Source organism: Mesorhizobium sp. NZP2234, assembly GCF_013170765.1.
Lineage (GTDB): Bacteria > Pseudomonadota > Alphaproteobacteria > Rhizobiales > Rhizobiaceae > Mesorhizobium > Mesorhizobium loti_D.
Genome location: NZ_CP033364.1, coordinates 1,199,117 through 1,213,271 on the forward strand (window position 1 = coordinate 1,199,117; position 14,155 = coordinate 1,213,271).

Sequence of the window (14,155 nt, forward strand, 5' to 3'; positions counted from 1 at the left end):
CTCCTGTGAACAGGTGATGTAATGTTGCTGACGATCAGCAGCGTCAGTTGCGCCCGTTCAGATGCCGCACCCTGCGCAATTGCGGGAACAGATACGCCCACAGTCCCGCCACCGCGATCGCCCCGACGCCGCCGATCACCACCGCAGGCACGGTGCCGATCAGCGCCGCCATGGTGCCAGCGCGGAATTCGCCGACTTCGTTGGAGGCGCCGACGAAAACCTGGTTGACGGCGTTGACGCGGCCGCGCACCGCGTCCGGCGTCCACAACTGGATCAGCGTCTCCCTGATGTAGACGCTGAACATGTCGGTGGCGCCGAGAAGGGCCAGCGCGACGATCGACAGCCAGGTGACGGTCGACAGGCCAAACAATACGGTGCAGGCGCCGAAGGCAGCGACAAAGCCGAGCATGATCTTGCCGGCATTGTCGCGAAGCGGATGCCCGGCGAGCCAGATGGCGACGCAGATGGCGCCGATGCCGGGCGCCGAGCGCAACAGGCCGAGGCCCCAGGGGCCGAGTTCAAGAATATCGCGCGCATAGACCGGCAGCAGCGCGGAGGCGCCGGACAGGAGCACGGCGAAGAGATCGAGCGAGATGGCGCCGAGCACGATCTTCTCGCTCCAGATGTAGCGGAAGCCGGCAAACAGCGTCTCCATCGTCGGCTTGTCGGTGGCGGTCTGCTGGGCGGGCTTGGGAATGGTGAAGATCAGCAGGCCGGCCACCAGCATCAGCACGGAGGCGACGGCGTATGCGGCCTCCGGCGAAACGCCGTAGAGCAGGCCGCCCGCGACCGGCCCAACGATGGTCGCCGTCTGCCAGGCGGACGAGTTCCAGGCAATCGCATTGCCGAAATCCTCCGGCGGCACCAGATTGGCGAACAGCGACGACGAGGCCGGTCCGTAAAAAGCGCGCGCCATGCCGAACAGCGCCAGGACGACGAAGATCGGCAGCGGACTGACGAGGCCGTGCAGCGTGAAGGACAGGAGCACGAGCGCGCAGCTTGCCTCGACCACCGTGGCCAGAGCCATGATCAGGCGGCGGCCGAACCGGTCGGCAACAACACCCGTGACAAGCACCAAAAGCAGCGACGGCAGGAACTGGACGATGCCGACAATGCCAAGGTCGAAGGGATCGCGCGTCAAATCATAGATCTGCCAGCCGACGGCGACGGAGACGATCATGGTCGCGAAAGTGGTCAGAAAGCGTGCCGTCCAGTAGCTGAGGAAGGCTTTGTGCCGGAAGGCGGCGTAACGCTGCTCCGGGGAAGTTTGTACTGGTGTCATGGAGAGAGGCCCCGTTGCGATTGCACCGGCTGGCGGGGCACTTCCCGAAAGGGCGCTGTTCCGGCCAATGAAACTTAGTAAAGTTCGGCGCGCATATGCGTTAAAATCGCTGCAGGATCAAGGGACCTTGCACCTTTTCCTTCGGCTGCACGAGGAAGTTACTGCCGCAGCGCCGCCGAAATTGCTTCGAGCCCGCCTTTCAACTCGGCTTCCGTCGGCCAGCCAAAACCGACGCGGAAGAAGCGTTTTTCCATTTCGAACCAGTGGCCGGGTCCGACATAGGTGCCGTGGTTCTCCAGCAGGTTCGCGTAGAAACGGTCGAGGTGCAGGCCGGGTTCGACATTGAGGCGCGGGAAGCCGACGACACCGCCTTCGGGCCGCACCCAGTCGACCAGCGGCTCGCGATCGATCCAGGCCTGGACGATATCGCGGCGCTTGGCCATCTCGGGCAGCAGCGCCGCGAGGAACGTGTCCCGGCGCTCCAGCATGCCGTGCGCAATGCCTTCGTCGATGACGCTGCCGCAGATGCCGATCTGTTCCTTGGCGGCGAGGAATGTCTCCTGAAGGGCGGCATCCCTGGTGATCAGCCAGCCGATGCGGATGCCGGGAATGCCGAAGGCCTTGGACAGCGACGAGACGCTGATCGCCTTCTTGCTCAGCGAGGCCGCCGACGGCAGCCGCCTGCCATAGGAAAGATCGCGATAGGTTTCGTCGACCAGCAAATGGCAGTTATGGGCCTCGGCGAGCGCCACCAGCGCGTCGAGATCGGCGCGCGACATCATCGTGCCGGTCGGGTTGTGCGGGCAGGTGACGCTGATCAGCTTCGTGGTCGGCCGGATCGCGGCCTTGATGGCGTCGACATCGATGGCAAATCCGTTCTCGAAGGCGAGGTCGACAAAGCTGATGGCGCAGCCGATCGCGCGTGGCGTTTCGATGTTGGTGGCGTAGTTGGGCCTGATGACGACGAGATGGTCGCTCGTCGACAAAAGCGAGGTCGAGATGATGAACAGCGCGCCGGCGGCACCGGCGGTGACCAGCACGTCATCGGGCGAAATGCCGGCATCCTGCGCCGCGACCAGCGCGCGTAAGTCCTTGTCGCCGCGATGCTCGCCATAGAACAGTGTCAGATCCGGCAGCGACAGCCCGATGTCGGAAAGCTTCTGATCGGCGATCGAGCTTTCGGAGAGATTGTAGCGGATGCGGTCGTAACCGTATTCCTCCGGTGCTTCCTTCTCGATCACCATCCTGGTGTAGTTCATGGCTTCGCTTCCCCCCAAAACCTGTCCGGTTCATCCAAGCCACAAAAACGTGAAGCCTGCCAAGGCGAATTCGCCGGCAGGCTTCTGTTCCAGTCGTCCTAACGATTGGCTCAGGACTGATCTTCTCAGGCCGAGACCTTGGCCTTCCGGCCCTTGGCCTTGACGGGCACCACTTCGACGGCCTTGCGGCCGAGGCCGATCGACTTCGCCAGCTCCGAGCGCGAGGCCGCATAGTTGGGCGCAACCATCGGATAGTCCGCCGGCAAACCCCATTTGGCGCGATAAGCGTCCGGCGTCAGGCCGAAATGCACGCCGAGATGGCGCTTCAGCGATTTGAACTTCTTGCCGTCCTCGAGGCAGATGATGAAATCCGGCGTCACCGACTTCTTCGGGTTGACAGCGGGAACCAGGGGGGCCGCCACCGGCACGGCCGGCTTTCCGAGCCCGCCGATCGAGGTGGCGACGCTGGCGATGAGGTCGGCAAGGCCGGAGACGGGCAGGCGATTCTTCTCGACGTAAGCGGACACGATATGGGCGGTCAGCTCGAGAAGGTCGATGTCTTTGCGAGCGTCGTTGCTATCGTCGGTCAATGTTTCCTCCGTCTGTGGCACACGGCCTCGAAAATCAGAATCGTTTTCGGCAGGACTGGGCACACATCAAAAATGCTGAAGCGTCTTGAGCGTATCCACTGGAGCACGCCGGACAGTGCGGCGAAATTCCTAGTCGGCAAATCTGCATAACGCAATGATCTAGCGCGCCGTCACACGTTATTTTGAACAACTATACTAAACTGTAATAATATCAGACGATCAAGGCCTTGTCTCGCCACAGACGAAATCCACCTTCGAAGGCGCGTGTGTTGTCACCGCGCCTGGACTCGGGCGGCAACTCGTCGAGCTTGTCGACATTGCCGCCGCCAATGATGACATAGTCTGGTTGCAGGGCGGCGCGCAGCCGGTCGACGACGTCGAAGACAGATTCGCGCCATTTTCTCTTGCCGCGCCTTTCCAGGCCGCGCTCGCCGACATAGTCCTCGAAGCTCTTGGTCTTCTTGTAAGGAAGGTGGGCGAGTTCCATGGGCAGCCCGACATTGTCGAAGACCATCGCCGCACCGAGGCCGGTGCCGAGGCCCAGGAACAGCATGCGCCCGCCTTCATAGCTGCCGATGGCTTGCATCAGCGCATCATTGACCATCTTGACCGGCTTGCCGAACTGCGCGGCGAAATCGAAGCCGGCCCAACCCTTGCCGAGATTCATCGGGTCGAGCACTGGCTTGCTGTGACGCACCGGGCCTGGATAGCCCATCGATATGACGTCGTAGGGGAGGCCCTCGGCGAGCTTCTTCACCTTGTCGATCATCTGCTGCGGCGTCAGGTCCGGGCCGGAATCGTCCCGGCGCTCCGTGCCGCCGGCGCTGGTCAGGATCTTGACGTGCGAGCCGCCAATGTCGATCGCCAGCACGATCTGCTCGGGGCCGGCTGCTGCTTGCTTCACCGCCTTGGCCATCGGGTCCCCTCCGCTCATGCCACCGGGTCGATCCAGCCATTGGGCGGGCCGAAGCCGGCCATGGCGTCCGCCGGCCCCCATGTCTTCGGGTCGTAGAGATGCGGCGGCGTGGTGTCGCCAAGCACTGGCCCGACGATGCGCCAGGCCAGTTCTGCCGCGTCCTGGCGGGTGAAGAGCTGGCCATTGCCGTTCATGGCGTCGCCGATCAGGCGCTCGTAGGGCGGCATGTCGGCCTTGCTGTCGTCGAGCGCCGTCAATTCCACCTGTTCGCCGACCATGTCGTCGCCGGGCGCCTTGCGCTGCGCGCCGATGGCGATCACCACCTGCGGGTCGATGCGGAAACGCACGTAGTTCTGGTCGGCGGGCTTGATCGGATCGAAGACGTCGAGCGGCGGCCGTTTCAGCCGCACCACCACCTCGGTGACATGCACCGGCATGTTCTTGCCGGCGCGGATGAAGAACGGCACGTCCTGCCAACGCCAGGTGTCGACGAAGAAACGCACCGCCGCGAAGGTCTCGACCGGCGAGTTCGGCTTGACGCCGGGCTCGGCGAGGTAGCCGGTGAACTGGCCGCGCACGACATCGTCCCTGGTCAGCGTGCGGATCGCGCGCAGCACCTGGACCTTCTCGTCGATCAGGTCGTCGGCGGAGCGCCCGACCGGAGGTTCCATGGCGAGCAGCAAAAGGATGTTGAGCAGGTGGTTCTCGATGACGTCGCGGATGCAGCCGACATCGTCATAGAATTTACCGCGGCCCTCGATGCCGAAATCCTCGGCCATGGTGATCTGCACGCTCTCGACGAAATTGCGGTTCCAGATCGGCTCGAGGAAGGAATTGGCGAAGCGGAAATAGAGCAGGTTCTGGATCGCTTCCTTGCCGAGATAGTGGTCGATGCGGAAGATCGACTGTTCGTCGAACACCAGATGCAGCACGCGGTTCAGCCAGCGCGCCGATTGCAGATCATGGCCGAAGGGCTTTTCCACCATCAGCCGCGCGCCATGCGCCGTGCCCGACTGTTCCAGGCCCTGCACGACTGTCTCGAACATGGTTGGCGGCACCGCCATGTAGTGCAACGGCCGCTGGGCGCTGCCAAGCGCGGTCTTCAGCTTCTCGAACGTGGCCGGGTCGCGATAGTCGCCGCTGACATAGCGCAGCAGCGAGGCGAACTTGGCGAAGACTTTCTCGTCGATCTTGCCCAGCGCATTGACGATGCCGTCGCGGGCGCGGTCCTGCAACTGCTTCAAGTCCCAGGCGTCGAAGGCGACGCCGATCACCGGCTCGGTGAGCGTGCCCTTGGCGACCATCTGGTAAAGTGCCGGAAATATCTTCTTGTGGGCAAGGTCGCCGGTCGCTCCGAAGAGCACCAGCGTGTCGGACCGTTCCTGGCTCATGCGTGCGTCTCCCGCTGTGGCGTCACTGGCCAGCCTTTGGCTTCTCGACATGGCCGCCGAAGGCATAACGCATGGCGGACAACAGCTTGTCGGCGAATTCGGATTCGCCTTGCGAGGAGAAGCGATCGAACAAGGCCGAGGACAGCACCGGCGCCGGGACGCCGGTATCGATCGCCGCCTTCAGCGTCCAGCGGCCTTCGCCCGAATCCGAAACGCGGCCGCCGAAATTCGCCAGGCCCGGATCGCTCTTCAGCGCGCCGGCGGTGAGATCGAGCAGCCAGGAACCGATGACGCTGCCATGCCGCCAGACCTCGGCCACCTGGGGAAGGTCGATATCGAACTGATAATATTGCGGGTTCTCAAGCGGGCTGGTCTCGGCGTCCGCCGTCCGTTGCCGCTTGCCCGCATTGGCCGATTTCAGGATGTTCATGCCTTCGGCATAGGCGGCCATGACGCCATATTCGATGCCGTTGTGCACCATCTTGACGAAGTGGCCGGCGCCGCTCGGTCCGCAATGCAGGTAGCCGAAGGGCGCGGTTCCGGCCGCCTTGTCGGGAGCGGGCGAGCCGGCATCGGCGCCCGGCGCCAGCGTGGCGAAGATGGAATCGAGGTGTTGTACCGCCACGTCCGGGCCGCCGATCATCAGGCAGTAGCCACGCTCCAGGCCCCAGACACCGCCGCTCGTGCCGACATCGACAAGATGGATACCTTTGGTGGCCAGTTTAGCGGCCTGGTCGACGGCGTCGTGATAATAGGAATTGCCGCCGTCTATGACGATGTCGCCGGGCTCCATCAGCGCCGCGACCTGATCGATGATCTTGCCTGTTATCGCGGCCGGCAGCATGAGCCAGACACAGCGCGGCTTGGCGAGCTTGCCGACGAATTCTGTCAGGGATGCCGCCCCCAGGGCGCCGTCGCTCACCAGGGCCGCGACGCTGGCGGGGTTGATGTCGTAGACGACGCATTCATGGCCGTCGCGCATCAGGCGGCGGACCATGTTGGCGCCCATCCGGCCCAGTCCCATCATTCCGATCTGCATGGTTTCGTCCCGATTGTTTGAGGAAAGAACAAATCTATCGGCCCCGCTGCCTTAATCATGATGCGTCGATGCCAACGCTGAAGTCGACATTCTCCCAACGCATCGCATCGGGCCAGAAAAAAGTGAAGACGAGGGCGCCTCCCGGCTTCAGTCCGGCGACCGGCAGGTCGACCAGATGAACGCCGAAAGCGTTCTCGCTGGTTTTGTGGTCCTGGACCGTCAGCCATTTGTCGCTGCTCCAATGGACGACGCCTGGCGCCGAAAGCTCGACGCGCAAAACCTTGCCGGCCGGGATGGAGCGGATCTTGTTGTTGAAGCGCCATGTCCTGAGCGGCGAGCTTGTCTTGCCCTTGATGTAGCGCTCGACGCCTTGCGGCGGCATGTCGAAGACCGCGCCGTCGCGGAGCGAGCGCAACAGCTTGATGTGCTCGGCATGTGCCCAGACCAGTGGCATGGCACTGCCCGACGGTTTGCCAAGCCACAGCTCGCGGTCGGGCACATCCGCGCTGTCCCAAACCTGTTCCGGCAGCAGCCCGCCTATGCCCGCCGAGCGCTCCAAGGTCTCGAGAAGCTGCCCGGCTTTCTCCTTGCGGCCGGCGGCAAGCTCGTAATGCGCCCGCTCGCCGGTGAGCAAGGGCCAGGCGCGTCCCTGGCCAGTGCCGTCAAAAGGCGCGCCATCCTCGTGCTCGCCATAGCCGTCACTGGTGTAGCGGTACCAGATCGGGCCTTGCGGCAGATCGCAACGCAAAAGCGCATCGACGGCCTTGACGGTATCGACGATGCGCGGATCGTCGGCCGCCCTGAGGCCAAAGCGAACCAGGGCCAGGGCGTCGGGACTGACTATGGCTTCCGCCGGTTTGTCGGTGTCGGCCGGTGGACGGTTCTTGATCGGCACGAAGCCGTCCTTCGGCGTAGCGGCGCCCGCATCGTCCGGCGGCGCGATACGCACATAATAGCCTGTGACGCCTACGTCGATGGAGAGCTGAGTGCCCGTGACATAGGTCCAGCGCTCAACCTGATCGTTCCAGCAGTCAGCGGTTTCGCGCAGGTAGTTTGCCGGCTCACTCTTTCCGGCGACATCCAGCATATCGGCGGCGGCAAGCAGCGCGGCGATCTCGACGGCCAGCGTGAACGGGCTGTATCCGGCGTCTTCCTCCCAGCGGTCCTCGCCGGTGACGGGGCCGTTGCGCACGACATAGGAGGCGGCGGCTTCGATCATGGCCATGAAATCGGCGAGCCTGGCACGCGGCAGATGGCCCGCGCGGCGCAAGGCGTCGGCCAGAAGCAGCGGAAAGGCGCATTCGTCCATCTGGATGCCGAGCCAGTAGGCGGTGCCGTCCGACCAGACATTCTGCGGCCAGTGACCGTCCGGCTGCTGGATCGAGCGCAGATAGGCCAGGATCCGCAGCGCCTGCTTGCCGTCGCCGGCGGCAAGGAAACCGCCAGCCGTCTCGACCAGATCGCGGGGCCAGACCAGGTGGTAGCCGCCGAGATCGTCGTCGCCCTTGTTGAAGCCCCATGGGATCGACAGGCTGGCAACGGCGGCGCCGGGTCTCGCGACCGAGAGATGCGTGGCCAGAACCGCTGTGCTCACACGGTAGGTGTTCAGCCCGGAGGCGCTGTGGCGGTCGAGCTTCTCCAGTCCGGTCTGAAATGCCCGCCAGTTCGCGACATAGGTTTCGGCGGCGGCGTCGAAACCCTGCTTGAGGCTGGCCAGCGCCAGGTCCGCTGCTGCTTCCGGCGAAGCGCCGAAGCCAAGCGCCAGCAAGGCCGTGGTCTTGCCAGCGGAAAAGCCGATCTCGCCGGTCAGGGCGACATTGCCGTCTTCCGCCCGCTGGCAGGAGGGATCGAGCGCACCGCCGTTCTGCAATTGCTGCCACCCGTCGGTGAAACCGACATAGCCGGCCGAACAGCCATGCCACGGCAGTGATGAGACCAGCGCCAGTGACACGCCGCGCCCCGTGGCAAAGAGCATGCGCTGGCCCTTGTGTTCGCCAACCCAGGCGGTATTGCCCATGCCCGCGTTGACGAGGTGCGGCGCAAGCAGCGCGTGGACATGGTAGCCGGCTGCTGGACCTTTCAGCGGCACGAATGCAATCTCCTGCAGCAGGACAGGCCGTTTCGGATCCGTAATGATGCGTTTTTCGATACGGTAGGCGCCGTCCGCGGTGTTGGTCAGCCTGTAGCCCGGCACGCCGTCCTCGAACGGCGCGATGGCGTGCGCGGCGTCGCGCTTCTCTTCCGAGAAATAGCCGCCGGGGCCGGTGACGATCAGCTCCATGTCGCGCGTGCAGGCGCTGTCGAGACGCGGATAATAGATCTCGTTCAAGATGCCGTGACTGATGGTGAACCAGAGCGGGCTCCTGGCCGAAAACGCGGTGCCGACGCCACTCTTGGCGCTTGATGTCCAGCGCGCCGGTATTCCGGGGGCGCCTTTGGCGACGGTCGGCGTTACTGCCATCAAATGGCCTCCTGTCGTGCTCCTAGACCATGTGCGGGCGGCTTTTTCAATCATCGCACCGCAAGTTGATCGAAGGCACGCCAAGCTTTGCAGTTGACAGCTTGCGGTTCGTCTGAATTTGTCTGACAATAGATAAAAAACAGGGACTGTGCGTAACGCTCATCAGGCAAAACTAGCAACTTTGGGAGGAAATCATATGAAGAAACTGCTCGTTCTGGGTGCGCTGACGGTTATGTTGGCCTCGGGCACCGCACTTGCCGACACCAGCGGCAAGAAGATCGCGTTCTCCAACAATTACGCCGGCAATTCGTGGCGGCAAGCCATGCTCGACAGCTACGGCATCGTCACCAAGAAGGCGGTCGCCGACAAGATCGTCGGCGCGGCCGACATCTTCACCACCGCCGACAAGGAGGTGCCGACGCAGGCAGCCCAGGTGCAGAACCTCATCCTGCAGGGCTATGACGCCATCGTCATCAACGCCGCCTCGCCGGATGCGCTCAACGGCGCCATCAAGCAGGCCTGCGACGCCGGGATCGTGGTCGTCTCCTTCGACGGCATCGTCACCGAGCCCTGCGCCTATCGCGTCGTTGTCGACTTCAAGGACATGGGCAAGCAGGAAATCGAGCAGATGGCCAAGTTCCAGCCGAAGGGCGGGAACCTGCTGGAAATCCGCGGCCTTGCCGGCACGTCCATCGACGATGCCATCCATGCCGGTATCCTCGAGGGCGTCGCCGCCCATCCCGAATTCAAGATCGTCGGTTCGGTGACCGGCGACTGGGACCAGACGACGGCGCAGAAAGCGGTCGCGACCATCTTGCCCTCGCTGCCCGATGTCGTCGGCATCGTCGATCAGGGCGGGGACGGCTATGGCGCGGCACAGGCTTTCGCCGCCGCCAAAAAGCCGCGCCCGACCATCATCATGGGCAACCGCCAGGACGAGCTGAAGTGGTGGAAGGAACAGAAGGACAAGGACGGCTACAAGACCTGGTCGGCTTCGATCGCACCCGGCGTGTCCTCGCTTGCCTTCTGGGTGGCGCAACAGGTGCTCGACGGCCGCAAGGACATTCCGCACGATCTCCTGGTGCCATATCTGGCCTTCACCCAGGACGATTTCGAGGCCGCGCTGCCGAAGATCAAGGAAGGCGGCGTCGCGACCCACGAATACAGCCAGGCAGATGCAATGGCGGCCATCAAAGCCAACATCAAGTGAGCATCGCGGCAGCGTTGCCGTCCGTATCGCCGAGCGAGTACCGTTGAGCATGCCTGAAGGGAACGCTGACATCATCAGACTGAACGGCGCCGAAAAACATTTCGGCGCCGTTCGCGCGCTGGGCGGGGTGGATTTTCATGTCGGGCCTGGCGAGTGCGTCGGCCTGGTCGGCCACAATGGCGCCGGCAAATCGACGCTGATGCACATGGTGGCGGGCACGATGGTGCCCGACAGCGGCAGGATTGGCGTGCATGGCGGCATCGAGGAGAACTACTCGGTGTCGCGTGCGCAAAAACTCGGCATACGTTGCGTGTTCCAGGAACTGTCACTCTGCCCCAACCTCAGCGTCGCCGAGAACACGCGCATCAACCATGCCTCGCTCTCCGGCTTCGGCTGGCGGCGCAAGGCGGCCGCGCTGATCACCGCCAAGCTGGACGAGATCTTCCCGGACCATGGCATCTCGGCCTGGGACATTGTCGGCGACCTCTCGATCGGGCGGCGCCAGATGGTCGAGGTGGCGCGCGCCTTCACGGTCACCCAGGACCGGCTCGATCTCGTCATTCTCGACGAGCCGACATCGTCGCTCGACGCGCATACGGCCGGTCAATTGCTGGCCTTCGTGCGCCGCTTCGTCGCCGGCGGCAAGAGCTGCATCCTGATCTCGCATGTGCTGGGCGAGGTGCTGAAGAACGCCGACCGGATCGTGGTGATGCGCGACGGCAAGGTGGTGGCGTCGGATGCGGCCGATGTCTTCGACCGCGACCGGCTGGTGACGGTGATGGGCGGCGCGGAAGCACGCCGCAAGATCGCGGCGCAAGCGGCTGCCGCGAAACCCGGGGCGGGTCCGCTGCGGGTGCGGGCACGGCCCGCCGCGCAGAAGGATGGCGCCGACCTCGAGGCGCGGGCCGGCGAGATCATCGGCCTTGCCGGATTGGCCGGTCATGGCCAGACCGACCTGCTGCTGGCGATCTTCAGCGGAGCCTCGCGTGCCAAGACGGGGATCGAGGTGACCGCGCCAGTGGCGCTTGTCGCGGGCGACCGTCAGTCGGACGGCATCTTCCCGCAATGGTCGATCGCGCAGAACATCGGCATCCGTTCGCTGGCGCGCCTGCGCAAGGGGTTGTTGATCTCGCCACAGCGCGAGGCCGAACTTGCCGAGGCCTGGCAGAAGAGGATCGGCATCCGCACGCCCGACATGAACAACAACATCTTCTCGCTGTCGGGCGGCAACCAGCAGAAGGCATTGTTCGCCCGCGCGCTCGGCTCCGACGCGCAGATCGTGCTGATGGACGACCCGATGCGCGGCGTCGACATCGGCACCAAGCTCGAAGTGTACGACCTCGTGCGCGAGGAGGCTGGCCGCGGCCGCACCTTCCTGTGGTACACGACCGAAACCGAAGAGCTCGACAATTGCGACCACGTCTATGTCTTCAAGAACGGCCGCATCGTCGCCAACCTCACGCGCGACGAACTGACGGAGGAAAAGATCATCCAGTCCTCGTTCGGCGATGCGGCCTGAGATGACGGCAGCATCCATCGACAATGGCTTCAAAGGGGCGGCGGCGCGCAATGCGGCGGCGCGCGCCCGCCTGCTGCGTGGCTTGCTGCCGGCGCTGTCCCTGGCGCTGGTGCTGCTCGCCATTGCCTGGCTCAATCCACGCGCGATCAGCTACTTCGGCTTCAGCCTGATGCTGAACCTGGCGATCCCGATCGCGCTGGCGACGATCGCGCAGATGTTCGTCATATCAGGCAATGAGCTCGACCTGTCGATCGGCACGTTTGTCGGTTTCGTCGGCTGTGTCACCGCGACCTGGCTGAAGGACGCGCCGCTCATCGGCGTCGCCATCCTGCTCGGCTCGATCGGCGTCTATGCGCTGCTCGGCGCGCTGATCCATCTGCGTAATCTGCCGTCCATCGTGGTGACGCTCGGCATGAGCTTCGTCTGGCAGGGGTTGGCCATTCTCGTCCTGCCCAAGCCCGGCGGCAAGGCGCCGGACTGGCTGCTTGCGATCATGTCGTTCAAGCCGCCTTTCATTCCCTTCCCGATCATCGCGGCGCTGCTGATCGGTCTCATTGTCCATTTTGGCCTGATGCGCACCTCCTATGGCGTGATCCTGCGCGGTTCCGGCGGCAATCCGGCAGCGCTTCGACGTGCCGGCTGGTCGTTGCTCAAAACCAAGGTCGTGCTGTTCGCGCTGGCCGGCCTGTTCGGCGTGCTGTCCGGCATGGCGCTGATCGGCATCACCACCTCGGCCGACGCCAATATCGGCAATGGCTACACGCTGCTGGCGATCGCCGGCGTCATCCTCGGCGGCGGCGAATTCGTCGGCGGCCGGGTGTCGCCGATCGGCGCGGTGATCGGCGCGCTGACACTGGCGCTGGCGGCCTCGCCGCTGCTCACCTTCATGCACATTCCACCCGACTGGCAGGTGGCCGCCAACGGCGCCATCCTGATCATCGTGTTGGCGGCGCGGGTGCTGATCAGCCGCAGGGAGAGGTGAGCGATGGTCTTGGTGAAATCGCTGGCGGCCAAACCCTGGATCTGGTCGTTCGTCGGCGCGCTTGTCGTGTGGCTGGCGACGATCGCCTTCACCGGCGGCCATGGCGCCGGCGGCATGGTCACGGCGGCACTCTCGCTCGCGGTGTTCACCGTCATCGTCGGCGTCGGCCAGATGTTCGTCATCACGCTCGGGCCCGGCAATGTCGACCTGTCGCTGCCGGCCAATATCGGGCTCGCCAGTGCCGTTGCCATGAAGGTGATGGCAGGCAGCGACGCCATGATCGTGGTCGGGCTGCTTGCCGCGCTCGCCTGCGGCGCGGCGATCGGCGCGGTCAACTACCTGCTGATCTGGGCGCTGCGCATTCCACCGATCATCGCCACCTTGTCGGCGAGCTTCATCATCCAGTCGATCGACATCAGCTATGGGCGCGGGCTGCAGATCAAGCCGCCGCCCGGCTTCGCCGATTTCACCAATTGGCAGATCCTGGGCATTCCCGTGCTGGCGATCCTGACCGTGCTGTTCACCATCGGGGCGGCCATCGCCTTGCAGCGCATGATCTATGGCCGCTCGGTGCTGGCGATCGGCCAGAACATCCGCGCCGCGTGGCTCGCCGGCGTCAATGTCGGCCGCATCCGCTTCCTCACCTATACGCTGTCGGGGGCGCTCGGCGGCATCGACGGTGCGCTGCTCGCCGGTTATTTCCGTGGCGCCAATGTCGATATCGGCAATGAATACCTGCTGGCCTCGATCGCTGTCGTCGTCATCGGCGGCACGTCGGTCGCCGGCGGCAAGGCCAATGTGCCGGGTGTGTGGGGCGCGGCGCTGTTCCTGGTGTTGCTGCTCACCATGCTCAACACGTTCGGCGTCAGCGCCGGCGTGCGGTTGCTGCTGACGGGGCTGATCATCGTCGGCGTCATTACGGCTGCCGGTGGGGAGAAGGCGGTGCGCTGAGTCGTCCGGTTACGCACTGCCCTCGAGGTGCCTTGCAAGCATCAGCCTTAATTCCTCGAGCACGCCGTCGCGCAACCGTTTCTCGCCGACCAGCGCCAGCGGGATGCGCATCAGCTGCGGCACGATGACGGCGAGCCGCTCGGCCTTGCCGGCTGGAAGCGGCGGCTCGGCCCGCGCGAACAGCGCGGCGATCTGGTCGCGCCGGCGAGCCCGCATCGCGCGGCGCCAGCCATCGTCACCGGGCAGGTCGAGCAACGCGGAATAGACCGGGTGCGTGGCGACGAAACGGCCCAGCACCTCGAACAGCGCGTCGGCGATCGCTGCCGGCGCCAGGCCCTTGGCCTGTTCCTGCAAGGCGTCAAGCTGAGTTGACAGGGTTTCCGCGTTCTCGGCCAGAATGGCTTGCGCCAACGCTTCCTTGGTGGGGAAGAAAAGGTAGAGCGTGCCGATGGCGGCGCCGGCTCGGGCGGCGATCTCGGTCATCGTGGTGGCGTCGAAACCCTTCTCGACGAACAGCGCTGCCGCGCTCGCCATGAGTGCCGCGACCCGTTCGCG

The 14,155-nt window shown here is 64.5% G+C and carries 12 protein-coding genes; 4 read left to right on the forward strand and 8 right to left on the reverse strand.

Annotated elements, in window-relative coordinates:
* Window positions 1–43: 43 nt before the first annotated feature.
* The 7 genes from EB230_RS05815 to EB230_RS05845 all read right to left on the reverse strand — a co-directional run bounded on the left by EB230_RS05815 (window position 44) and on the right by EB230_RS05845 (window position 8,938).
* The gene (locus EB230_RS05815; protein WP_056574779.1) at window positions 44–1,282 is read right to left on the reverse strand and encodes an MFS transporter; all 1,239 of its coding nucleotides are present in this window, start codon (window positions 1,280–1,282) and stop codon (window positions 44–46) included.
* Window positions 1,283–1,440: 158 nt separating this feature from the next.
* Complete coding sequence (locus EB230_RS05820) at window positions 1,441–2,541, reverse strand: aminotransferase class I/II-fold pyridoxal phosphate-dependent enzyme (RefSeq protein WP_056574782.1); 1,101 nt, start codon at window positions 2,539–2,541, stop codon at window positions 1,441–1,443.
* A 125-nt stretch (window positions 2,542–2,666) separates the two neighbouring features.
* Complete coding sequence (locus EB230_RS05825) at window positions 2,667–3,131, reverse strand: MucR family transcriptional regulator (RefSeq protein WP_056574785.1); 465 nt, start codon at window positions 3,129–3,131, stop codon at window positions 2,667–2,669.
* 211 nt (window positions 3,132–3,342) lie between these two features.
* Entirely contained in the window at window positions 3,343–4,047 is a 705-nt protein-coding gene (locus EB230_RS05830) for an ROK family protein (protein ID WP_172375007.1), read from the reverse strand.
* 14 nt (window positions 4,048–4,061) lie between these two features.
* Window positions 4,062–5,438 (reverse strand): glucose-6-phosphate dehydrogenase, encoded by a 1,377-nt coding sequence (zwf, locus tag EB230_RS05835; protein WP_172371793.1) that lies wholly within the window; start codon window positions 5,436–5,438, stop codon window positions 4,062–4,064.
* 22 nt (window positions 5,439–5,460) lie between these two features.
* Window positions 5,461–6,477: a phosphogluconate dehydrogenase (NAD(+)-dependent, decarboxylating) gene (gene gnd, locus EB230_RS05840; RefSeq protein ID WP_056574791.1), complete on the reverse strand. Its 1,017-nt coding sequence runs from the start codon at window positions 6,475–6,477 to the stop codon at window positions 5,461–5,463.
* A gap of 55 nt (window positions 6,478–6,532) precedes the next feature.
* Window positions 6,533–8,938, reverse strand: a complete 2,406-nt coding sequence (locus EB230_RS05845; RefSeq protein ID WP_172371795.1) for a glucan 1,4-alpha-glucosidase — start codon at window positions 8,936–8,938, stop codon at window positions 6,533–6,535.
* 196 nt (window positions 8,939–9,134) lie between these two features.
* Between EB230_RS05845 and EB230_RS05850 the strand changes: the two genes are divergently transcribed.
* Genes EB230_RS05850 through EB230_RS05865 form a run of 4 tightly spaced genes read left to right on the forward strand, consistent with a single transcriptional unit; the run spans window position 9,135 to window position 13,600 of the window.
* A complete protein-coding gene (locus EB230_RS05850) occupies window positions 9,135–10,148 on the forward strand; it encodes an ABC transporter substrate-binding protein (RefSeq protein ID WP_056574797.1) in 1,014 nt (337 codons plus the stop codon).
* Between the two features lie 49 nt (window positions 10,149–10,197).
* On the forward strand, window positions 10,198–11,667 hold the full coding sequence (locus EB230_RS05855; RefSeq protein ID WP_172371797.1) for a sugar ABC transporter ATP-binding protein: 1,470 nt from the start codon (window positions 10,198–10,200) through the stop codon (window positions 11,665–11,667).
* Between the two features lies 1 nt (window position 11,668).
* Window positions 11,669–12,649 (forward strand): ABC transporter permease, encoded by a 981-nt coding sequence (locus EB230_RS05860; RefSeq protein ID WP_056574803.1) that lies wholly within the window; start codon window positions 11,669–11,671, stop codon window positions 12,647–12,649.
* Between the two features lie 3 nt (window positions 12,650–12,652).
* Window positions 12,653–13,600 (forward strand): ABC transporter permease, encoded by a 948-nt coding sequence (locus tag EB230_RS05865; RefSeq protein WP_172371799.1) that lies wholly within the window; start codon window positions 12,653–12,655, stop codon window positions 13,598–13,600.
* Window positions 13,601–13,609: 9 nt separating this feature from the next.
* Here the strand turns inward: EB230_RS05865 and EB230_RS05870 are convergent, their stop codons facing one another.
* On the reverse strand, window positions 13,610–14,134 hold the full coding sequence (locus EB230_RS05870) for a TetR/AcrR family transcriptional regulator (RefSeq protein ID WP_162258938.1): 525 nt from the start codon (window positions 14,132–14,134) through the stop codon (window positions 13,610–13,612).
* Window positions 14,135–14,155 lie beyond the last annotated feature (21 nt).